Source organism: Mycobacterium sp. ELW1, from assembly GCF_008329905.1.
GTDB lineage: Bacteria > Actinomycetota > Actinomycetes > Mycobacteriales > Mycobacteriaceae > Mycobacterium.
In genome coordinates this window covers 1,976,992-1,997,808 of record NZ_CP032155.1, presented here as the reverse complement: position 1 = coordinate 1,997,808, position 20,817 = coordinate 1,976,992, and the positions used below count along the sequence as shown (strand labels likewise).

At 66.1% G+C, this 20,817-nt stretch carries 19 protein-coding genes; 6 read left to right on the top strand and 13 right to left on the bottom strand.

Annotated features, from left to right (window positions below):
- From D3H54_RS09220 to D3H54_RS09200, 5 genes are read right to left on the bottom strand one after another with little or no spacing between them, the layout of a single operon-like run.
- Positions 1 to 1,308 carry an LLM class flavin-dependent oxidoreductase gene (locus tag D3H54_RS09220; RefSeq protein ID WP_115320881.1) on the bottom strand — a complete coding sequence of 436 codons (1,308 nt, stop codon included), beginning with the start codon at positions 1,306 to 1,308 and terminating at the stop codon, positions 1 to 3.
- Positions 1,305 to 3,026: an FAD-binding protein gene (locus tag D3H54_RS09215; RefSeq protein ID WP_149378784.1), complete on the bottom strand. Its 1,722-nt coding sequence runs from the start codon at positions 3,024 to 3,026 to the stop codon at positions 1,305 to 1,307. The genes D3H54_RS09220 and D3H54_RS09215 overlap by 4 nt, the downstream gene beginning before the upstream one ends.
- Positions 3,023 to 3,952, bottom strand: coding sequence for a 3-carboxyethylcatechol 2,3-dioxygenase (locus D3H54_RS09210; RefSeq protein WP_286199183.1), 930 nt, complete (start codon positions 3,950 to 3,952; stop codon positions 3,023 to 3,025). The genes D3H54_RS09215 and D3H54_RS09210 overlap by 4 nt, the downstream gene beginning before the upstream one ends.
- Positions 3,900 to 5,579, bottom strand: a complete 1,680-nt coding sequence (locus D3H54_RS09205; RefSeq protein ID WP_149383434.1) for a bifunctional 3-(3-hydroxy-phenyl)propionate/3-hydroxycinnamic acid hydroxylase — start codon at positions 5,577 to 5,579, stop codon at positions 3,900 to 3,902. Before D3H54_RS09205 ends, D3H54_RS09210 begins: the two co-directional genes overlap by 53 nt.
- Positions 5,580 to 5,581: 2 nt before the next feature.
- Positions 5,582 to 6,445, bottom strand: coding sequence for an alpha/beta fold hydrolase (locus tag D3H54_RS09200; protein WP_149378782.1), 864 nt, complete (start codon positions 6,443 to 6,445; stop codon positions 5,582 to 5,584).
- A gap of 171 nt (positions 6,446 to 6,616) precedes the next feature.
- Between D3H54_RS09200 and D3H54_RS09195 the strand changes: the two genes are divergently transcribed.
- The 3 genes from D3H54_RS09195 (at position 6,617) to D3H54_RS09185 (ending at position 10,059) form a co-directional block, all read left to right on the top strand.
- Positions 6,617 to 7,318: an IclR family transcriptional regulator gene (locus D3H54_RS09195; RefSeq protein ID WP_149378781.1), complete on the top strand. Its 702-nt coding sequence runs from the start codon at positions 6,617 to 6,619 to the stop codon at positions 7,316 to 7,318.
- Positions 7,319 to 7,455: 137 nt separating this feature from the next.
- Positions 7,456 to 9,123, top strand: coding sequence for an FAD-dependent oxidoreductase (locus tag D3H54_RS09190; RefSeq protein ID WP_286199182.1), 1,668 nt, complete (start codon positions 7,456 to 7,458; stop codon positions 9,121 to 9,123).
- Positions 9,124 to 9,231: 108 nt separating this feature from the next.
- Entirely contained in the window at positions 9,232 to 10,059 is an 828-nt protein-coding gene (locus tag D3H54_RS09185; protein WP_149378780.1) for a hypothetical protein, read from the top strand.
- A 50-nt stretch (positions 10,060 to 10,109) separates the two neighbouring features.
- On the opposite strand, the gene D3H54_RS09180 is transcribed toward D3H54_RS09185, so the two are convergent.
- Positions 10,110 to 11,642, bottom strand: coding sequence for an AMP-binding protein (locus D3H54_RS09180; RefSeq protein WP_149378779.1), 1,533 nt, complete (start codon positions 11,640 to 11,642; stop codon positions 10,110 to 10,112).
- A gap of 73 nt (positions 11,643 to 11,715) precedes the next feature.
- On the opposite strand from D3H54_RS09180, the gene D3H54_RS09175 reads away from it, so the two are divergent.
- Positions 11,716 to 12,432: an enoyl-CoA hydratase/isomerase family protein gene (locus D3H54_RS09175; RefSeq protein ID WP_149378778.1), complete on the top strand. Its 717-nt coding sequence runs from the start codon at positions 11,716 to 11,718 to the stop codon at positions 12,430 to 12,432.
- An 8-nt stretch (positions 12,433 to 12,440) separates the two neighbouring features.
- On the opposite strand, the gene D3H54_RS09170 is transcribed toward D3H54_RS09175, so the two are convergent.
- From D3H54_RS09170 to D3H54_RS09145, 6 genes are read right to left on the bottom strand one after another with little or no spacing between them, the layout of a single operon-like run.
- Positions 12,441 to 13,649: a DUF1214 domain-containing protein gene (locus tag D3H54_RS09170; protein ID WP_149378777.1), complete on the bottom strand. Its 1,209-nt coding sequence runs from the start codon at positions 13,647 to 13,649 to the stop codon at positions 12,441 to 12,443.
- A 15-nt stretch (positions 13,650 to 13,664) separates the two neighbouring features.
- Positions 13,665 to 14,468, bottom strand: coding sequence for a sugar phosphate isomerase/epimerase family protein (locus D3H54_RS09165; protein ID WP_149378776.1), 804 nt, complete (start codon positions 14,466 to 14,468; stop codon positions 13,665 to 13,667).
- 7 nt (positions 14,469 to 14,475) lie between these two features.
- A complete protein-coding gene (locus D3H54_RS09160; protein WP_149378775.1) occupies positions 14,476 to 15,645 on the bottom strand; it encodes a sulfotransferase family protein in 1,170 nt (389 codons plus the stop codon).
- Complete coding sequence (locus tag D3H54_RS09155; RefSeq protein WP_149378774.1) at positions 15,642 to 16,769, bottom strand: LLM class flavin-dependent oxidoreductase; 1,128 nt, start codon at positions 16,767 to 16,769, stop codon at positions 15,642 to 15,644. Before D3H54_RS09155 ends, D3H54_RS09160 begins: the two co-directional genes overlap by 4 nt.
- Positions 16,769 to 17,587: a TauD/TfdA dioxygenase family protein gene (locus D3H54_RS09150; RefSeq protein WP_149378773.1), complete on the bottom strand. Its 819-nt coding sequence runs from the start codon at positions 17,585 to 17,587 to the stop codon at positions 16,769 to 16,771. The genes D3H54_RS09155 and D3H54_RS09150 overlap by 1 nt, the downstream gene beginning before the upstream one ends.
- Before the next feature lie 27 nt (positions 17,588 to 17,614).
- Complete coding sequence (locus D3H54_RS09145) at positions 17,615 to 18,259, bottom strand: TetR/AcrR family transcriptional regulator (protein WP_149378772.1); 645 nt, start codon at positions 18,257 to 18,259, stop codon at positions 17,615 to 17,617.
- Positions 18,260 to 18,362: 103 nt separating this feature from the next.
- Between D3H54_RS09145 and D3H54_RS09140 the strand changes: the two genes are divergently transcribed.
- Together D3H54_RS09140 and D3H54_RS09135 are read left to right on the top strand one after the other, a co-directional pair.
- Positions 18,363 to 18,842 carry a nuclear transport factor 2 family protein gene (locus D3H54_RS09140; protein WP_149383432.1) on the top strand — a complete coding sequence of 160 codons (480 nt, stop codon included), beginning with the start codon at positions 18,363 to 18,365 and terminating at the stop codon, positions 18,840 to 18,842.
- The gene (locus D3H54_RS09135; protein WP_149378771.1) at positions 18,842 to 19,948 is read left to right on the top strand and encodes an NAD-dependent epimerase/dehydratase family protein; all 1,107 of its coding nucleotides are present in this window, start codon (positions 18,842 to 18,844) and stop codon (positions 19,946 to 19,948) included. The genes D3H54_RS09140 and D3H54_RS09135 overlap by 1 nt, the downstream gene beginning before the upstream one ends.
- Before the next feature lie 6 nt (positions 19,949 to 19,954).
- Here the strand turns inward: D3H54_RS09135 and D3H54_RS09130 are convergent, their stop codons facing one another.
- Positions 19,955 to 20,794 (bottom strand): LLM class flavin-dependent oxidoreductase, encoded by an 840-nt coding sequence (locus tag D3H54_RS09130; protein ID WP_149378770.1) that lies wholly within the window; start codon positions 20,792 to 20,794, stop codon positions 19,955 to 19,957.
- Between the last annotated feature and the right edge of the window lie 23 nt (positions 20,795 to 20,817).

Genomic DNA, 20,817 nt, shown 5'->3' with positions numbered 1-20,817 from the left:
CTACTTGGCTTCCCGCTTCTCTTTCTCCAACTGTGCGGCCTTCACGCGGCCTTCGTTGATCTCGGCCATCGCCTCGGGAATCTCACCGGCGGTGAACTTTCCACCCCGGCCGGTGGGCAGACCGCCGAAGGCGTAGGTTTCGTCGAACAACGGAGCCTCCGACGGCTGGCGGCGGGCCTCGACCTTGTCGATCACCGGCGCCAGGCGCTTGGCCTTGTCCTTGACGGCTTTCTCGTCGCGTTCGATGAATTCCGGCAAGATCTCCTTGCCCATGATCTCGATGGATTCCATCGTGCCCTCGTGGCTGCGCGGGTTGAGCAGCAGGATGATCTCGTCGACACCGCTGGCCTCGTAACCACGCAAGAACTCGCGCACCGTATCGGGAGAACCGATCGCCCCGCGGCCCGGGCCGTAGGCCAGTGTCGGATCGTCCTTGACGGCGTTCTCGTACAGCTCCCACACCCCGGTGCGACCGGGGATGTGCATGCCGTTGATGTAGTAGTGCATGATGCCGAACGAGAAGAAGCCGCCGCCGATCCCGATCCGCTTGAGCGCCTCCTCGTCGGTCTTGGCCACCATCATCGACAGGTCACCGCCGATCGCGAGCAGGTTCGGGTTGATCGCCGGGGTGACGGGCGTGCCCTGCTCCTCGAACTCCTTGTAGTAGCCGTCCACCCGCTCCTTGAGAGCCTCCGGACCGGTGTAGGCGAAACTCAGTGCGCCGATGGCTTTCTGGGCGGCCATCTGGACCGACGACGGGCGGGTGCAGGCCACCCACACCGGCGGGTGCGGGCTCTGCAGTGGCTTCGGGACGACGTTGCGGGCCGGCATCTGGACGTGCTCACCCTTGAAACCGGTGAACGGCGCCTCGGTCATACACCGGATCGACACCTCGAGCGCTTCTTCCCACATGGTGCGCTTGTCGGCGGGGTCGATGTCGAAGCCGCCGAGCTCGGCGACCGACGAGCCTTCGCCGGTGCCGAACTCGACCCGGCCGTTCGACAAGTGGTCCAGGGTGGCGACCCGCTCGGCGATGCGTGCCGGGTGGTTGATCGGCGGCGGCAGGTGCATCACGCCGAAGCCGAGCCGAATGTTCTTGGTGCGCTGGCTGGCTGCCGCCAGGAACATCTCCGGGGCGGTGGAGTGGCAGTACTCCTCCAGGAAGTGGTGCTCGGTGAGCCACACGGTGGAGAACCCGGCCTTGTCCGCGAGCTCCACCTCGTCGAGGCCATGCTGGAACAGCTGGTGCTCGTCGTCCTCCGACCACGGCCGCGGCAGCGGAAACTCGTAGAACAGCGAGATCTTCATGCGGTTACCTCTCGATTGGAATTGTGGGAGATGTGTTCTGCTGCGACGTATCCGAACGTCATAGCGGGTCCGATGGTGGCGCCGGCGCCGGCGTAGCTGCGGCCCATCACGGCGGCCGAGGCGTTCCCGGTGGCGTAGAGACCACCGATGACGGTGCCGTCCTCGCGCAGCACCCTGGCGTGCTCGTCGGTGAGCAGGCCACCCGAGGTGCCGAGGTCGCCGAGGATGATCTGGAACGCCAGATACGGCGGCGCGCCCAGCGGGGCCAGGTTGGGGTTGGGCAGCGTGGGATCGCCGTAATAGTTGTCGTAGGCGCTGTCTCCGCGATTGAAGTCGTCGTCGTGTCCGCGGCGCGCGAGCTCGTTGAACCGGTCGGCGGTGCGCTGCAATGCACCTGGCGGTACGCCGATCTTGGCCGCCAGCTCACCGAATGTATTCGCGGTCTTGACGATTCCGGAGTCCAGCCAGGCCTGCGGGATCTTGCGGCCGGTGGGTACCGGCGCGAACGGCACCTTAGGGATGGGCAGGTGTCCGCCGACCACGTACCGGTGGAAGGACGCGATGTCGGTGATCAGCCAGCACGGGATGTGCTGGGTGCCCGCTTGCTGCCCTTCGATCATCGCGTGCGCGAAGTCCATATATGGCGCGGCCTCGTTGATGAACCGCTTCCCGGCGCCATTGACCACGAACTGCGCGGGCATCATCCGCTCGTTGAGCATGAACTGCAGGCGGCCGTCCGGCCAGCACATCGCGGGGAACCACCACGCCTCGTCGAGCAGATCGGTGGCGGCGCCGACCTTCTCCCCTGCCCGGATACCGTCGCCGGTGGCCGCCGGATTGCCGAAGCTCCAGTCCTTCTCCAGCACCGGCAGATACTCACGGCGCCAGGCCATATCGTGATCGAATCCGCCGGAGGCCACCACCACGCCTCGCCGAGCGGCGACTCGTACGGGCTTGCCGGCCCGCTGGATGACGGCGCCGACCACGTTCTCATCCACATCGGTGATCAGTTCGGTCATCGGCGACGACAGCCACAGCGGGATGTCCTTTTCTTTGAGCGCCAACCGCATCCGCGCCATCAGGGACTGCCCGATGGCCGCCATCCGGTCGCCGAACACCCGGGCCCGGAACATCCGCCAGATCAGCTTCAGCAGCACGGCCTTGCCGCGCCAGTTCTGCCGGACCTGATAGAACAGCCGCAGATCCTTGGGAGCGAACCAGATTCCCTTCGGTGCCAACGCGAGTGGTGCGAGAAGGTTCACCTCCTCGTCGCCGAGCTTGCGCAGATCGATCTCGGGCACGTTGATGGTGCTGCCCCGCTCCGAACCGCCGGGGAGTTCGGGATAGTAGTCGGCGTATCCCGGCTTCCAGACGAATTCGAGCCAGTCGCTGGAGTTTTCGAGGAACTCCATCATGCTGGGGGCATTGTGGACGTAGGCGCGCAGCCGTTCGTCACTGACCAGACCGTCGGTGATGGTCTTGAGGTAGGTGAACACTCCGTCGGGATCCGGGCAGAAGCCGGCCTTGCGCTGCGACGGCGCACCGGGCACCCAGATGCCGCCGCCGGACAGTGCCGAGGATCCGCCGAATTTGGGCGACTTCTCCACGATCAAGGTGTCGAGCCCCAAGGCGTCAGCGCGCAGCGCCGCGGTCATACCGCCCGCGCCGGAGCCGATGACGAGGACGTCGACTGAATGATCGAAATGGTTGTCGCTCATGCGGGCACCGCCGTCCGGATCGCGAATCCCGCGATCAACTCGGGAGCAGCCCGGTAGTAGCGCTGCTGCGTCTGATAGTCCCCCTGGGACGCCAACGCGGCGAATGCCGCCACCCAGGTTCGGATCTCGTGCGCGGAGTTGCCGGCTTCACGGGCGATCCAGTCGTTGGTCCAGCCGTCCACCTCGGCCAGCCGGTTGGTGTCGATGAGGTCGAGCAGGGCACGGTCCCAGTCCGGGTTCAGCGGCTGCAGTGCACTCTCGCCGTGGGCGAACTCGTGGGCCGCGGCGATCACGGCCTCCTGCCGTGCCGTTCGCCCATCCGGGGACATCGGCGCCCCGCCGACGATGCGGTCGAGCGCCGCGGGCGGCGCAGTCGCCAGCGTCGGCACCGGTGGGTCATGGGATAGCCCACCGGATCCGACGACGAGCACTCGTTTGTCCAGGGCGCCAAGGAATTCACCGATCGCGCTGCCCAGCGCCCGGGTGCGCTTGAGCGGCCCCAACGGAGTGGCCACCGAGTTGATGAACACCGGGATGACGGGCGGCGAGGCTGCGGGCAGATTTTCGGAGCCGAACAGCACTTCGAGCGGCTGGACCGTGCCGTGATCGACGTCCATGGCCGCCGACAGGGACACGTCGACACCGGCGTCCCACACCGCCGCCGCCATCTCGTTGGCGAGTGCGGCCGGCACATTCAACGGTCCGGCGTGCGTGCCGTAGTCGCCGACGCCCTGGGCGGCTGTGCCGATGCAGAACGGCGGCATCAACCGGTAGAAGAACCCGTTGTAGTGGTCCGGGGAGAAGATCACCACGAGCTCGGGGTCGAATTCCGCGACGAATGACCGGGTTTCGGCCAGCCGTGCGTTGATGTCGTCAAGCAGTTCCGCCGACGGGCCGGGAAGGTTCAGCAGCGGGCTGTGTGACATACAGCAGAGCGCCAGTGGCATCGGTGCCTCCTCCCGGGGTCAAGGTGAGTGTGTCGAGCAGGGCCGCGCTCAGCTCCGGTGTGCGTTGGGCGATGCAGGCGCCGGCGATGCAGCGGTCCGGCCGCAGGAACATCACCGACTCGTCGTGCGCGTCGAACCATGCCTTGAGTGCGCCGGTACGGTCCCCGACGACGATGACATCGGGATCATCGTGTCCGGTCCAGTGCAACTGGGTGATCGGGCGCAACGTGACGAAGACCGCACCGAGCGATTTCCACGCGGCGAAGTCCTTCTCCCCCAGCAGTTGTCGGGGGTTGTTACTCCAGCACACAAAGGCGAACCACGGGCCGATGACGTCGTCGAGCAGGACGTTCTGGTTGTCCCGGGTGTCCACGCGGGGCTGGATGAACAGTGTGCCCACGGCGGACGACGGTGACCGCGGCTCGGAGTGCACCACCGCACCCTGCTCGTAGCGGGGCATCGGCTTGAACCGCATCTCGAGTACATACCGCTTCAGCGTGGGCACCAAGGATGCGGCCCGAATGACCGCGTCCCGGGCGGCGGCCACGCGCGCGTTGGTCGGCGAGATGACCTTGCCCACTGTGGTCGAGAGATCGATCATCGCGCGGGCGTGCTTACGGCGCTCGACGTCGTAGCTGTCCAGTAGCGTATCGCGGGCCTGTCCCTTGACCACGGCTGCCAACTTCCAGCCGAGGTTGGCGGCATCGCGGATGCCGCTGTTGTAGCCCTGGCCCTGCCACACCGGCATGAGGTGGGCGGCGTCTCCGGCAATCAGGATGCGACCCTTGCGGAATGAGCTCGCGATTCGCGAGTGGTGGGTGTACAGGCGGCGACGGATGATGTCGCACTTGTCCGGGTAGGGCACCAGCCGGGACAGCATCTGCGCGACGAACGCGGGATCCTCGGCCTGTTCGTCGGTCTCGTGGCCGTGGATCAGGAACTCGAAGCGCCGGATGCCGTGGGCGATGGCGATCGAGACGTAGGGCCGGACCGGGTCGGCGCCGACCTCGCTGTTGGGATGTCCCAGTGGATCGTTGGCGATGTCGACCACCAGCCAGCGGGTCGACGACGTCGTGCCGTCGAAGGACACCCCCATCACACGGCGGGTGGCGCTACGGCCGCCGTCGCAGCCGACGACGTAGCGGGCGCTGACCTTTCGGGGCTGGGAATCGGCAGGCGACAGCTCGACGACGACTCCGTCGGCGGTCTCGGTGATCGAGGTCATCGGATGCCCCCACGCCACCTCGACGTTGCCGAACCGGCCGAGACCCTTGTACAGCTCGGCGTCGACCAGCGGCTGGACGAAACCGTTGCGCTTGGGCCAGCCGAACCGCGCGTCGGGCGGTGCCATCTCGGCGAGCAATCTCCGCTTGCCGTCGTAGAACCGCAAGATCTGGTTGGGCACGGTGTGCGGCAGCACGGCGTCCGCCAGGCCGATCGCCTGAAAGGTCCGCAGGGCTTCGTCGTCGAGGCCCACCCCGCGCGGATAGTCGATGAGCGCGTCTCGCTCATCGACCACCAGTGTGTGAACCCCCTGCAGGCCAAGGATATTGGCCAGGGTCAGCCCAACCGGCCCGGCACCCACCACGACGACGTCGAACTCCATACTCACCGGCCCACCAGGAAGTCGATGTGCAGGCGGTTGAACGTCTTGGGGTCCTCGTACTGCGGCCAGTGCCCGCAGCCTTGCATGACCTCGAAGCGCGCACCCGGAATCATCTCCGAGATACGGCGGCCCTCCGTCGTGTCGGCGGTCGGGTCGTCGCTGGTCCACAGCACCAGCGTCGGCGCGCTGATTGCGCCGTAGTCGCTGGGGCTCATCAGGTTTCGCTGCCGGATCTCGGGATCCTGCAACGCCATGATGTCGCGCATCGCGTTGACGAACCCGGGCTGCCGGTACACCCGCTGGCGGCTGGCGACGATGTCGTCGTAGTCCTTGGACTTGTCCGCCATCAGCCATTTGATCCTGGCCTGCACGGTGTCCCAGCTCGGGTTCTCCGCGGCGGCCATCGACAGCGTGATGATCCGCTTCATCACCTCGGGGTCGGCCTGCGAACCGCCGGCGGTGTTCAGCACCAACCGCTCGAGGCGGTCGGGGTGGTCGACGGCGAACCGCGACGCGACCCAGCCGCCCAGCGATTCACCGGAGATGTACGCCGTCTGCGCCCCGATGGTGTCGAGGACGGCAGCGAGGTGGTCGACGTAGTGCGGGATCTCCAGCAGGTGCCCGGGCTTGTCGGTGTAGCCGTGCCCCAGCATGTCGATCGACCAGGTCGAGAAGTGTTCGGCGTGCGCCTCGAGGTTGCGGACGTATGCCTCGGCGTGGCCGCCCGAACCATGGAGCAGCACCAGCGTCGGCTTACTCGTGTCGCCGGCGTGCAGGTAGCGGGTGCGCACTCCGCCGGCATCCAGATAACCCTGCGAGAACGCAACGCCCTGCAGATCACTCCAGACGCTCTCGAACTCCGGCACCCGGCTGCCCCTATCCTCGGTGATAATGGGATTCTCGCTTTTTGTAAGCGGTATGTGTAATTATTGAACTACGGTGTGCGATAGTTTAAGAGCATCACTCTCGGAGTGCCGTCTGTCAAGGCACTCCGGGGTGACTCGAGCCCGCATTCGCACCTCACGCACGGGGACGACATGACGCAGACACCCACCGAAAGCCCGGTCAGCGCTGCGCCGGGGTCACAGACCCTGGCCCGCGGACTGCACGCGTTGCAGCTGGTCGCGGCAGCCAAGGGCGGGTTGACCATCCAGCAGGTCGCCGACCACATCGGGGTGCACCGGACCATCGCCTACCGGCTGCTGAGCACGCTGGCCTCATACCGGATGGTCGCCAAAGCCGAGGACGGGCGGTTCCGCGCCGCGGCTGGGCTCGCTGCCCTGGGTGCGTCGTTCGACAACAACATCCGCGAACTGTCCATGCCGACGCTGCGCGACCTTGCCGACGAGCTCGACACCACGGTGTCCCTCTTGGTCGCCGAGGGTGATCAACAGGTGGCCATCGCCGTGATCGTGCCGACCCGGGTGACCTATCAACTGTCCTTCCACGAGGGCAGCCGCTATCCCCTCGACCGCGGCGCGGCCGGTATCGCGTTGCTGGCCAGCATGCCTGCGCGGCCCGGCGAACGCCCACTGGTGACGCGCGCGCGGGAGCAGGGCTGGGTCATCACCTACGGGGAGGTCGAGCCCAACACCTACGGTCTCGCGGTGCCGGTGCCTCGGCCGGCAGGCTCGCCGCACTCGTGCATCAACCTGATCTCACACCGTGAAGACGTGGTGCTGCACGGGCGGGAGTCGGCGATCGCAGCCGCCCAGCGGCTTTCGATGGTTCTGAGTTAAGCACCCCGCTGAACTGCGGTTATGCCGGATGGAGCGCTTGACACTGTGCGATCGGCGTCGTTAGCGTGACAACAACGAACACCTGCGTTCGGTAAATGCACACACCAATACCAGTGTGCGGCAATAGGAGTGAAGCGATGGCGGACACCACCTGGGACTCCGGCAGCTCTGGCCCACCTGTGTGGGACTCCGGCAGGTCTGGCCCACCTGCGTGGGACCGCGAAGTCGACGTCGTGGTGCTCGGCACCGGCGCGGCCGGTCTGACCGCCGCACTGACCGCAGCGGCCAGTGGCGCATCGGTGGCGGTGTTCGAGAAGGCGCCGACCGTCGGGGGAACGACCGCGGTCTCCGGCGGCATCGTCTGGGTTCCGGCGCACGACCGGGCGGCCGGTGGTGAGCTGACCGTCGAGGATGCGCTGAAATACCTTGAGGCCCAATCGCTGGGGGTCATGGATCGTGAACTGGTCGAGACGTTCGTCCGCACCGGCCCGGAGATGCTGGACTTCGTCGAAGGCAACAGCGCGCTGCAGTTCGAGGTCGCCGAGGGCTTCCCCGACTACAAGCCCGAACTGCCGGGCGGGCAGCCAGGTGGCGGACGGTCGTTGAACGCCAGACCATTTGACCTCGCCACGCTGGATGACTGGGCGTCGCGCATCACGTCGTTCCCCATCGACTTCAGCAACGTGGGTATCGACGCCGAGACCCGGGCACGCATCCACGCCGCCGTCGACGATATGGACGGCGACTACTGCGTCGCCGGCACCGCGTTGATCGCGGGCCTGCTCAAGGGCCTGCTGGACCTCGGTGTCACCCCGGTGACCGAGGCCCGCGCAATGGAGCTCATCGGGTCGGCCTCGACGATCACCGGTGTACGGATTGCCTTGGGCGATAAAGAGATTCGAGTCCGAGCCGAGAAGGCGGTCATACTCGGCACCGGCGGATTCGAATGGGATCAGAGGCTGGTCGAGGCCTATCTGCGCGGCCCGTTGCGCGGACCGGTGTCACCGCCGAACAACACCGGCGACGGCCTGCGGATGGCCATGGCGCACGGCGCCGACCTGGCGAACATGGGCGAGGCCTGGTGGGTGCCGGTCATTCAGATCCCCGGCGACACGTTGGGCGGCAGGCCGCGCAGCCGCAGTGTGCGCCTCGAGCGCACCCGGCCGCGCAGCATCATCGTCAACCGGTTCGGAAAACGTTTCCTCAACGAGGCGGGCGAGTACAACTCGATGTCCGGGCCGTTCCATCAGCTCGATCCGCGCCTGGGATACGTCAACGATCCGGCGTGGATCGTCTTCGACGATCAGCATCTGAAGCGCTACGGCTTCCTGGGTGTCGAGCCCGGCGGTGAGGCACCCGACTGGTTCAACAAGGCCGCGACGCTGGCCGAGCTGGAGGAGAAGACCGGCATCGACGCCGACGGGCTGAGCGCCACCCTGTCCGTGTGGAATGACAACGTCGGCGCGGAGATCGATCCCGAATTCGGCCGTGGCGCAAGCGCCTACGACGGATACTGGGGCGACAATTCGGCGTCCACTCCGGCGTTGCAGACCCTCGGCCCCCTGGACACCCCGCCGTACTACGCCGTGCCGGTGGGCATCGGTGCCATGGGCACCAAGGGCGGCCCGCGCACCGATCGCGACGGCCGGGTGCTGCACGTCAGCGGTGCGCCGATCCCCGGGCTGTTCGCCGCGGGCAACGCGATGGCCGGCGTGACCGGCCGCGCCTACGGCGGTGCCGGCGGAACCCTGGGTCCGGCAATGGTGTTCGGCTACCGCGCGGGCCTGGCGGCTGCTTCTCGTTGAGAGCGCATTGAGGGCGACGATTTCGCGAATTCTTCTCTCTGAGTGCGCCCTCAACGCCCTGTGGATGGGTGAACACGTCCCGGTGCACCCTTTGACACCCTCCAAGTCATGGCCCAGGTGTTCATCGGCAGCGAGGCATTGGCGGCGGGCAGGGTTACGAAGTACGACCTGCGGGCGCACTACCAACGCGTGCTGCCTGACGTCTACACCGCGAAGTGTGCGCCTTCGCTCCGTGACAGGACCATTGCCACATGGTTGTGGTCCAGACGCCAAGGTGTCATCTCGGGTGCGGCCGCGTCAGCACTGCATGGCGCACAGTGGGTGGACCACAACGCCGTCATCGAAGTGAATTGGCCCGGGCGCAAATCTCCAGCGGGCGTTCAGATCTGCCGAGACACGTTGTTCGACGCGGAAATCACGTCGCGGCACGGTGTGGCCGTCACCAGCATCGAGCGGACCGCGTTCGACCTCGCGCGACACGGGCCCACGGCCAAGGCTGTCCAGCGGCTCGACGCGCTGGCCGCGGCCACCGACTTCCGAGTCGGTGATGTTCTCGCGGTTGCCGAGTGTCATCCCCACGTCAAAGGTCTGCGTCGCGTGCCTCAGCTGCTGGAGCTTGTCGACGCCGGCGCGCAGTCACCGCGTGAGACCTGGTTGCGACTGCTGCTGATGGACGCCGGATTTCCGCGGCCAAAAACTCAGATTCCAGTGCTCCGAGCCGACGGGTATTCGCACTACTTTCTCGACATGGGCTGGCCCGATGTCATGGTCGCGGTCGAATACGACGGCGAGCAACACCGCCTCGATCGCGACATCTACGGCGGCGACGTGATCCGATCGGAGTACATCACACAGGTAGGCTGGCGGCGCGTCAGAGTGCTGGCAGGTCACCGAAAGTACGACATCCTGCGACGAGTCCATGAGGCGTGGCGTTGAGAGCGCGCTGAGAGCGAGCCTTCGACGAAAAGTTCGCTCCCAGTGCGATGTCAACGCTCGGCAATGTGCTTGCGCACCAGATACTTCTGCACCTTGCCGCTGGCGGTGCGGGGGTAGTCGGCCACCTCGTGCAGTTCCTCGGGCCACTTCTGCCGTGCCGCTCCGCAGCTGTCGAAGTGCGCGCGAACCTCCTGCAACGTCGGCATCCGGTGGCCCTCTCGGACGCGCAGCACGGCAGCGGTGTGCTCGCCGAGACGGGCGTCCGGCGCAGAGACCACCACCGCTTCGGCGACCGCCGGCATGCCCAACAGCAGCTCCTCGACCTCAAGCGCGCTGATGTTCTCACCACCGCGGATGATCACGTCCGCCTTGCGGTCGGTGATCGTCAGGTAGCCATCCTCGTCGAGCACCCCGATGTCCCCTGTGTGATACCAGCCCTCAGCGTCAAAAGCCTTGGCAGTCAGCATGTCATCGGTGTACCCGAGGCACAGATCCGGTCCGCGGGAGAGGATCTCGCCTTCGTCGGTCAGACGGACCTCCACGCCCGGTCGCGCGTCACCGTCGGTGAACAGCCGCTTGTCCTCCGGCGCACTCGGCCGTGATCCGGTGATCGAGGGGTGCTCGGTGCTGCCGTAGGAGCGGAAGACGTGCACACCCAGATCGGCGAGCCGACGGGTCACCGCGATCGGCACCGTCGAGCCACCGAGGCCCACGTGTTTGATCCGGCTCATGTGCGCGTCGGTGAAATCGGGGTGATCGAGCAGGCTTGTGACGAAGTACGGCGGGCCGCCGCCGATCGACATGCCTTCGGACTCCATCAGTTCCAGCACCCGGCCGGGATCCCAGACGTCGGTCAGGTCGATGGGCGCGCCTTCGAGCACCGGAATCAGGAAAGCAGCGACCATACCGATGAAGTGGCCGACGGGCGTCGCGGTGATCTGCCTGCCGCGGTCGGGCGCATAGTTCTCCAGCAGCTGCCGAGTCTCGAACCCCAGCGTTTGATGGCTGTGGATCACGCCCTTGGGGTCGCGGGTTGTTCCGGAGGTAAACGCGATCAGCGCCGGGCCGGCCGGATCGGTGTGCAACTCGCCGTCCATCGGCTCGTCGGCCAGCAGGTCATCGAAGTTGTCCCCCACCAGGCCCACGATCGGGATCTCGGCACACAGATCCGGCTGATACGTCATGTGTCCGAAGTGCTCGGTGGTGATGAAGACCTTGGGCCGTGCCGTGCCGATGATGTGGGTCAATTCCTTGCGACCGTAGAAGTGCACGATCGGCACGACGACAGCACCCAGGAACGACGTCGCCCAATACGTCACCGCGGCCTCGACCCAGTTGGGCAGCTGGAAGGCGATGACATCACCGGGGCCGACCCCGCGGGCCCGCAACCCGGCCGCCAGCCGGCGCGCAAGGATCTCCACCTCGCGGAAGGTCCCACTGAACGGCCGTACCGCGGAGTGCACCCAGAACCCGGTGTCGGGGTGCGCCGCCAGACCCTTGGCCAGCAGCTCACCGAGAGTATCCGGTGTCCACCAGCCTTCCTCGATGTAGCGTTTGCTCAGCTCAACCGGGATATTCCTCAACTGCTGCACCTCCGCTTGGCGATGCTATTCTCCGTCATCGAGAATGCCAATACCGGAATTGGAGAACGCACACATGGTCGATCTGGAGACGAGCGACGGCCTTGCAGTCCTCACGATCGACCGTCCGCACGCCCGCAACGCGATCGCACTGTCGACGATGGGTGAACTCGAGGAGGCGCTCGACGAGGCGGCGGGGGCGCTGGCCTTGGTCATTCGTGGCGGCGGCGACCGGGCATTCGTGTCCGGCGGCGACCTCAAGGAACTGAGCGCGCTGCGCACCACCGAAGAGGCCGCCGCGATGGCTGCCCGCATGCGCGCGATCTGCGACCGCATCGCCGGTTTCCCCGCCCCCGTCATCGCCGCACTCAACGGGCATGCCCTCGGCGGCGGGGCCGAAGTCGCCGTCGCCGCCGACATCCGGATCGCCGCCGACGACATCAAGATCGGCTTCAACCAGGTTTCGTTGGCGATCATGCCGGCCTGGGGCGGCGCCGAGCGGCTGGCGGCACTCGTCGGCAACGGCAAAGCCTTGCTGCTCGCCGGGTCCGGCACGGTACTGACCGCCGCTGAGGCGCAGCGGTGGGGCCTGATCGATCGGGTGGTTCCCCGAGATTCGTTCGACGACGAATGGCGAACGTTGGCAATGTCGTTGGCCAACCGGCCGGCCGGTCGCATCAAGACGGTGATCGGCGGTGTCACCCCGGCCGAAGCCATCGACGCCTTCGCCGAACTGTGGGTGTCCGACGAGCACTGGGAAGCTGCCGACCGGGTGATGAACCGCGGGAAGTAGCGCCCGCATCAGAGCGGGAACCTGGCGCGCACTGCGGTGAACCGTTCCCACATCTGCGCAGTGCGCTCAGAAGCGTTGACGCGCTTGGTCTCCGGCGGCAGCGCATCGCCGAGTTCGGAATGAGCGACCAGGCGAGTGGACAGCACGGCGGGCTCTCCCCCGAGCATGTGACGGTAGGTGAGGTTGCCGCGCTCGAAGCCCTGGGTGTCGACCCAGTTGTGCACGCCCGGGTCGTCGTGGGCGAGAACCAGCCGGATCTTGCCGTCGTCGTCCACAGACGCGCGGCTCGGGGTGTAGCTGACGGGACGGTAGAGGAAGTCCATGCTGGTGAAGAATGTCCCCATATTGGTGATCATCCAGAGACCCTCGTGCGCGTCGAACTCGACGATCAGCGCGTCGTCTGGGCCCAGTTCCCAGTACATGTTCGCAGCGACGCGGCCGCGCTTGGCGTCGGCCTCGGTGGCTTCCGTTTCCGGAAACCGATTCGGGTGCTCGTTGTCGACGCCGCCGTAGGTGAACGGAAATTCGGGCCAGCTGGTCATCAGGCCTGTGACGAAATCACCGGCCCAGCCCATCGCGTCGACCATTGCGGCCGCAGTCGGAACCGGCTTGGGTGCGGCCATGTCGACCCGCTCTATGCGCAGCACACCGGGCCGCTCATCCCAGGTGTCAAAACCCTGTCGAATGAACAGCTTCCGGGTGGCAGGTGTGGTCGGCAGCCAGTTCAGGCCACGCTCGGGCCCACCGATGTACAGCTCGAACGTGCCGTCCGGTTCGACATGCAGTTGATGGCCGAACACATTGGCCTCCGGCACATCACCGAACGGCTCGTGCAGGACGTGGGGGCCGACCGGGCGAGCGCCCTGTACGGTGACGTTGAAAAATCGCGCGGTACCTCGTGTTCCGGTGACACGATAGATCGACTCACCGTCAATCCATGCCTGCTGATAGGTGAAGTCCGCGCAGTCGCCGCCGAGTTTGCGGGTCGGACCGCAGAAGGCGTGGATGCTCGGGTACCGCGGATCCCGGGTTTCCAGCGCAAGGTCGAAGGCCTGCCCCAGGTTCTGGGTGAGGAAACGGAACGCGTCGGTCCGCTGGGCCCCTGAGGTGGCGTTGAAGTCCTTGAACGACTGCCGGCCGGCGGCCTTCAGTCGATCGCAGAACTCGCTCCACGCATCATCGAGCGCCTTGTCCTCCGGGCCATCGCCAAACGCCACCGGACTCCCCTCTCTTCAGCCGCCGAGCCGGTCGAGCATCCCGCTGACCGCATCACACGCCCGCTGCGCTGCCGGCAGCCGTCCTTCTGCGTCGATTCTCGGCCCCAGCAGCTCGAGGTCGAAGCCGAACCGATAGCCATCGGCCAGGGCCTGGGCCACAAACGATTCGATCGGGATCCCGCCATCACCCGGTACCGCCCGGGCAGGCAGCGCGCGGTCGCCCAGCACATAGTCACTCAGCTGGATCAACCGCGTCCGAGGAAGCGCCCTGCGCAGCAAGCCCACAAGGTCGGCCTCGGCCCAGCAGTGGAACAGATCGATACAGATGTCGAGTCCGGCCGATTCGGCGAGCGTGATGGTGTCGCGCAGGCTGTGCGCCATGTGGATATCGGCGTACAGGGCGTTGGCATTCTCGATGGCCAGGCTGATGCCGGCCTGTGCGGCCTCGTGCAGGCACGGCTCAATCGCCGTGCCGAAGGCCTCGGCGGCCTCCGACCAGTTGAGCTCGCCACGGCCTCCCGTGAGCAGGTAGATGCAGCGGGCATCGACGGATGCAGCGACGTCGATCAGCCGAGACAGTGCGCTGCGGGCGGCGCCGGCCGTCCGCCGGTCATTCGGGACCAGGCCGGAACCGAAGACGTGGCAGACCGCCTGCACCAGATAGTCACCAGATCCGACGATTCGCCGGAAGTCGGGATCAAGCAGCTCGGTGTCGATGACACTGAGACACCGCATACCGAGTTGCGTCCAATGGCGTTGCAGTTCAGCCGGACTCGCCCCCAGGAAGGTGACGTCGTGGACGGACAGCTGCTCGTGCATACCGGGCTCAGTCCCGCTTTTCGATCGGGACTCCGAAGCGTTCCCGGAACGGTGCGAACTCGGCGTGTAGATCGTCCAGGTTCTCCCCGATGTCGGTCAACAGCGATGTGGAGTAGCGGAATTTGCCATAGCGGTCGCCACGGTTCTCGGCCAGGTAGGTGCGCATGGCCGACTCAGCCCCGCCGCTGAGATCACGACCGCAGAAGGCGTAGTAGTTCCGTACGGTCGCAATCGGGTCTGCGATGAAATCGAGATACGGGATGTGCATGATGCGCGGATCGTCGACCAGTGGCGCGCTCATCGTGTTCTTGATGCTGGCCCGGGTCAATTCGAGATGCATCCTTGCGGCGGCCTGGAGGTCGACGGGCCCGAGGATGCCCTCGAGGATGTCGGCCATCATCATGGTGCGCGATGCGGCGACCTGTACCGGATCACGGTGCAGCCAGAGCAGATTCGCGTCGGGGTAGGTGTCGAAGAATGCCTCCAGACGGAAGCCGTGGAAACCCTTCAGCACCCAGTATTTGCGTGGCCGGTGGTATTGGCACTGTTGCAACATCGCCTTGTGCAGCCGGTACTGCGCAGCCGGATCCGTCGGCAGTCCGCCGACGAGCGTCGGCATCGGCACCCGCCACCATGCGGTCGGTGTCATCACCCGGAAGTCGTACGCCCAGGTGCGTTCGTCTTCCGGAAGTCCGTCACCGAGCATGTCGTTGTACGGATGGCTGTGCAGCCATTTGGGCATCGTGGTGTTGATCTCACGCCAGTCGGCATCGGCTTTGTCCCGGCGCGGATCGCCCGCAGCGGCAAGGCCCGGCGGCGGCGACGGGTACATCACTTCCCAGAAGCGAAGCGCACGGCCGTGCGGGTCCACCGACATCAGGGCGTGCATCAATGTGGTGCCCGAGCGTGGCTCGCCTGTGACAAACATCGGCCGGTCGATCACCTCGTCCGGAATCGGAAAGCGGCTCCGGTCCGCGATCAGTTCCAGTCGCGACGTCAACAGCCAGTGGCAGACACGCTCGGCCTCGGCAATTCCGTTGGCGTCCAGGCCGACACCGTTGAGGTGATCGACGGCCAGGGTGAACCGCTCCGGCAGGCTCGGATCGCCGAAGTCGTCGCAGCCGGTCTCGGCCCGCGCGCGGGTGAGCAGATCAGCGGCATCCAGTCGGTCGGTCATGGCCGTCCCCCGCACAGGATCAGCAGCTCATCTTCGGTCCGGCGTACGTTGGCCGCCGATGCCGCGCTGAATTCCAGACCTGCCATCGTGCTGTAGTCCAGGATCTTGGGAACCCGAAGCCCGGCGTCGACATAGGACTTGATGGTCCGTGCGACCTGCTTTGGGGTACCGTGCGGGACCAGGGCGAGAATCGCCTCGGGATCCACGCGGGCAAGGAAATCGACGACGCGCTCCCGGGTGAGGGTGGCCGGGTTGATGTCATGGAACCCGGCCCAGTCCTCGCCCATCGGATGGTCGAATCCGAAGCGGCGCAACACCGGTGCCGATACCTGCAGCAGGAAGCTGGCCACCAGCGGCGCCCGGACGATCCGCTCGATGGCGGCGTCGTCCTCACCGATCAGGCACACCTGCACGAAACACGGGGTGATCGCCATCGGGTCCCGGCCCGCTCGGTCGGCTGACTGGCGCACGGTGCGCAACATCTCCGCATAGTGATCAGGGGTCCATGCGCCGGCCGGCCACCAGCCATCGGCGTACCGGCCGACGATTTCGAGCATGCGCGGGCCGCTGGCACCGATCCAGATCGGCGGGACGCGTCCCGCGTAAGGCTCGGTGTCGAGGCGGGCGTGCTCCAGCCGGTAGAACTGGCCGTGGAAGTCGACCGGCCCGGGGCTATCCCACAGCAGCCGAATGACTTTCAGCGCCTCCTCGAAACGGCTGACGGGCTTGGCGAAGTCGAAGCCGTACGGCACGATGTTCTCGCTCTCACCACTGCCGAGCCCCAAGATGAACCGACCGCGCGACAGGTGGTCGATGGTCAGGGCGCTCTGGGCAAGGAGTGTGGGATGGCGACGGACCGTGTCGACCACGCTGGTGGCCAAGGGCACGGTGGTGGTGAGCACTGCCGCGGCGGCAGCGACCGCCATGCCGTCGAGATGTCGGTGCGGCGACGGTGACACGGTGGCCAGGTCGGTGAATTCCGGCGTCCACAACGAATCCGGCCAGAAACTGACCATATGGTCGGGTAACCAGATCGAGTGGTATCGACCACTGTCCAGGTCGGTGAGGCAGGACAGATCCAACGGAAGGGTGGTGCGCAGGAATGCGGCCGGCTGGACGTCCATCAGGCGAACGGCTCCTCGCCTTCCAGCTTGGTGCGGTGCAGCAACCTGCCGGACTGCGGATCGTAGGGCGTGGCGCGGTGCATGGTTCCGGTGTTGTCCCAGACGACCCGGTCGCCGACCGTCCAGTGGTGGCGGTAGACGAACTCAGGTCGGGTGGCCCAATCCCGTAACCGGACAAGCAGTTCGACGCTCTTGCGGAAGTCCATGTCCACCACGTGGCGCGCCGTGCACCCCAGCACCAGGGATTTGCGCCCAGAGCGGTGGTTCCACACCAGCGGAAGTTCGCGGTCGCCGATCGCCATCATCGCCCGCAGCGTCGTGTAGCTGGGTTCGGGCTCGTAGTAGAACAGCGTGTTCCACGCCGAGTGCATCACCCGCAGCGATTCGAGCGCGTGCTTGTCGGCTTCGTCCAGCGCGTCGTAGGCCGCATAGGTATTGGCGAATTCGGTGTCGCCGGAGCCGTCCGGGCACACGACCTTGCTCGACAGCAGCGAGGCGCGGATCGGCACGCTGTTCATCGTCCCGTCGATGTGCCAGTACAGCGAGCCTTTCAGATAGTCGGCCAGCTCGTTGATGCTGGTGTCCAGCGTGACGGAATAGACCTGCTCTCCGGTGCGTTCCGGCGCGAATATGCCCAGCGTCTCGGTGAATTCGACCTGCTCGGCGTCGCTGAAACCGATCTGCGGAAACACCAGCACACCGCGGCGTTCGAGGAGGTCACGAAGGCTGTCGGCATGCACACCGCTGAGCAAGTCCGCCTTGGTGGCCCGGACTTCGGAGGCGATAGCCGGTGCGATATCTACAACCGACAGGCTCATGGCCGGTAACTATACACAGGCGTATAGTTACCGAGGCAGGATTCCGTGCAGGAACAAATCGACCGCGTGCAGCAGACGTCGGCGCTCTTCCTGGTGGCTGCGGTAGAGGCCGAAATCGGCCAACCGGGCGGGCAACACCTCGACCATGGCCAGGAAATGCTCTGCCGCGAGTTCGATGTCGTCGACTTCGATGGCACCGGACTCGGCATGGCGCGCAAGGAGATCCATCACCTGCCGCTGGCGGCGCGCCCAGCCGAGAGAGTCGGCGCTGAGCGCGAATTCGGGAAAGCGGTGCGCTTCGTTTCGCGCGATTCGATGCAGCTGCACGATGTCCGGATCGAGCGCTTGACGCAGCGCACCTTCGCCGATGGCGACCAAGGCGGCACGCAAATCCTGCTCGTCGGCGGCATCGCCGGTGTCGACCGGCACCGCCCGGCTGAACGCCCACGGGATGACGTCGAGGAACACCGCGCGCTTGTCAGGGTATCGGGCGTACAGCGTCGGTTTGGCGATTCCGGCTGCCTCGGCGATCGCAACCATCGTCGTCGCGTCGTAGCCGTTCTCGAGAAACGTCCGCACCGCCGCTTCCCGGATCCGAAGGTGCAGAGCCGCGGCTTCAGCTTGCGTCGGCCGTCCGCCCCGCCGCTGCGCATCCGACGACGCCTGTGCCATTCGCGAGAGTTTACGGCGCGATCTATCACATCGGGCGTTGCCGCGTGAGTTCGCCGCCGGCACAGCCGCTGTTCGTTAGCCTGTGCCGGTGACCGACGCGGCAATGGACATCGAAGAGATCAAGAAGCTGAAAGCCCGATATTGCCGCCTGCTCGACACCAAAGACTGGGCAGGCTGGCGGGACGTCTTCACCGACGACTTCGTCAGTGACACCACCCCATCCGGCGGTGTGCTCATCACCGGCGCCGACAACATGGTCGAGTTCATCAAGAAGACTCTGGGCAAGCCCTCGCAACCCACCGTGCATCAGGTTCACGCCCCAGAGATCGAGCTGACCTCCTCATCCACCGCCACAGGAATCTGGGCACTGAACGACGTTGTGCGCCTTGCCCCCGGCGTCAACCTCGCGGGGTATGGCCACTATCACGAGACCTACGAGAAGGCCGACGGACAGTGGCGGATCAAGACTTCCACCCTGACCAGGCTGCGCGAGGACGTATTCAATCCCCTATTCTCCATTCGGATTTCGCCACGCCTGCGTGATTCCGCGGCGCGGCTGGCACGAAAGCGAGGCATGGTCTGATGTCACAACGCACAGTTCTGGTCACCGGGGCATTCGGTCAAGTCGGCTGGCGTTGCACCGAAATCCTCGTGAACCGCGGGTACACCGTCGTCGCCACCGACCTGCCGACCGAGACGTCCCGGACGGTCGCGGCCCGGCTGGCCGCCGGGCGCCACCCCGGAACATTCCTGCCGGTGTACGCCGACCTGACCGACGCCGATGCGGTGAGCGGAATGCTCAGCGACCACCCTCCTACCGCGATCGTCCACCTGGCCGCGATGCTGGCACCGGCCTCCTACCGCAATCCGAAACTGGCTCGCCGGGTCAATGTCGGCGGTACCACCAATCTGGTGCGGGCCGCCGCCACACTGCCCGAACCACCGACGGTCATCTATGCATCCAGTGCGTCGGTGTACGGGTCCCGAAACCCTTATCGCTACCCCGAACTGATCACCCCGCAGACGCCGGCCAATCCCATCGACCAGTACGGCGAGGACAAGGTGCTGGCCGAGAAGGTGATCACCGATGGCGGCCTGCCGCATGCGATGTTGCGCCTGGCCGGTGTCATCTCCCCCGACGCCGCAGGCTCGATGAACAGTGACTATCTGGTTCTGATGCGGGCCACTCCCGGCGACAACCGGTTGCACACCGTCGACGCCCGTGACGTCGCGTTGGCCTTCGCCAACGGGGTCGACCGCGCCAAGGCCATCGACGGCAAGGTGTTGTTGATCGGCGGCGATGAAACCCACCTGCACACGCATCGCGACGTCGAAGACGACATGATGTCCGCGATGGGACTCGGCCGGCTCGGGGCCGGTGCCAGTCTTCCCGGCGACCCCGACGACGAGCGGGGCTGGAGCTTCACCGGGTGGTATGACACGACGGAATCCCAAGCGTTGCTGGACTTTCAAGAACATCCCTGGTCCGACACCGTGGCCTGGGTGGCCGGATCGCAGAGCGGTGCACTGAAGACCGTTCTCGGGGTGGCCGGACCAGTGATCAGGCCCGTGATGCGACTGGTGCTGGCCGCGCAACGCCGCCAGGAAGGCCGCGGCCGGTACGCCGACCCGTGGAACTTCATCGCAAGTAAGTACGGCCCCGAAGTCCTGGCCGGTGCGGGCGACTAGAGACGCTCAGTTCGGGAAGGCCGCGATCACCGTTTCGCCGAACTCGGCGATCGACTCGGGTGCACCGAAATCGGCAAACCAAATGTAAAACCGTTGCGCCCCTTGGTCACGCAGTCGGGCGAAGTACGCGATGAGTTCGTCGGCACGGCCACAGACCAGACCGGGACCGAGATGCCCCCAGCGTCGCAGACTCTTGTCAGCCACCTCGTCGCCGTCGGCGTTGCGGCCGATGAACCCGACCATCTGCTGGACTGAGGCGCGCGCCGCGCCGATGGCGGGCAACAGTTTCGGCAACTCCTGGACGTAGGTGGCGGGCAGGTTCCACCAGTCGGCGTACTGGCGTACCAGCTCCAGCATCCGGGGTCCGCGACCGCCGAGCAGCAGCGGGATCGGCCTGCTCGGTTGGGGCTGCTGGGCGTCGTCACCGGCCCAGTACCCCTTCAGCGCGATGAGGGTCTGCTCGAGAGCGGCTACCCGCTGCTTTCCTGTCGCGTTGCCGAATCCGAACTTGGCCAGCTCGTCGGGCATGGACCCGGAGCCCAGGCCCAGATCGAATCGTCCGCCCGATGCCTCGGCAAGTGTGACGGCCTGCTTGGCCAACACCGCGGGCGCACGGAAGGGATCGCAGAGCACCAGGTGACCGATCCGCAGGCGCTCGGTTCGGGCGGCCACCCAGGTCGCCGTCGTCATCGCTTCCCAAATCGGGCTGGCCGGTGCCATCGGCGTCTCGAGATGATCGAGGAAGGCCACCCCGTCGAAACCGCTTGCTTCGGCCGTCCGGGCTCGCAGCACCAAATCGTCGATGCCCATTCGGCTTTGCGGGATGTACAGGTGCCACTCGACCATGATTCGACCTTTCGCGTCCGTCG

Coding starts and splice junctions, on each gene's coding strand:
- D3H54_RS09210 (WP_286199183.1), bottom strand. CDS start 3,952: ATGTCACACAGCCCGCTGCTGAACCTTCCCGGCCCGTCGGCGGAACTG.
- D3H54_RS09165 (WP_149378776.1), bottom strand. CDS start 14,468: ATGCACGAGCAGCTGTCCGTCCACGACGTCACCTTCCTGGGGGCGAGT.
- D3H54_RS09220 (WP_115320881.1), bottom strand. CDS start 1,308: ATGAAGATCTCGCTGTTCTACGAGTTTCCGCTGCCGCGGCCGTGGTCG.
- D3H54_RS09155 (WP_149378774.1), bottom strand. CDS start 16,769: ATGGACGTCCAGCCGGCCGCATTCCTGCGCACCACCCTTCCGTTGGAT.
- D3H54_RS09185 (WP_149378780.1), top strand. CDS start 9,232: ATGGCCCAGGTGTTCATCGGCAGCGAGGCATTGGCGGCGGGCAGGGTT.
- D3H54_RS09160 (WP_149378775.1), bottom strand. CDS start 15,645: ATGACCGACCGACTGGATGCCGCTGATCTGCTCACCCGCGCGCGGGCC.
- D3H54_RS09145 (WP_149378772.1), bottom strand. CDS start 18,259: ATGGCACAGGCGTCGTCGGATGCGCAGCGGCGGGGCGGACGGCCGACG.
- D3H54_RS09135 (WP_149378771.1), top strand. CDS start 18,842: ATGTCACAACGCACAGTTCTGGTCACCGGGGCATTCGGTCAAGTCGGC.
- D3H54_RS09130 (WP_149378770.1), bottom strand. CDS start 20,794: ATGGTCGAGTGGCACCTGTACATCCCGCAAAGCCGAATGGGCATCGAC.
- D3H54_RS09140 (WP_149383432.1), top strand. CDS start 18,363: ATGGACATCGAAGAGATCAAGAAGCTGAAAGCCCGATATTGCCGCCTG.
- D3H54_RS09175 (WP_149378778.1), top strand. CDS start 11,716: ATGGTCGATCTGGAGACGAGCGACGGCCTTGCAGTCCTCACGATCGAC.
- D3H54_RS09150 (WP_149378773.1), bottom strand. CDS start 17,587: ATGAGCCTGTCGGTTGTAGATATCGCACCGGCTATCGCCTCCGAAGTC.
- D3H54_RS09190 (WP_286199182.1), top strand. CDS start 7,456: ATGGCGGACACCACCTGGGACTCCGGCAGCTCTGGCCCACCTGTGTGG.
- D3H54_RS09195 (WP_149378781.1), top strand. CDS start 6,617: ATGACGCAGACACCCACCGAAAGCCCGGTCAGCGCTGCGCCGGGGTCA.
- D3H54_RS09205 (WP_149383434.1), bottom strand. CDS start 5,579: ATGGAGTTCGACGTCGTCGTGGTGGGTGCCGGGCCGGTTGGGCTGACC.
- D3H54_RS09215 (WP_149378784.1), bottom strand. CDS start 3,026: ATGAGCGACAACCATTTCGATCATTCAGTCGACGTCCTCGTCATCGGC.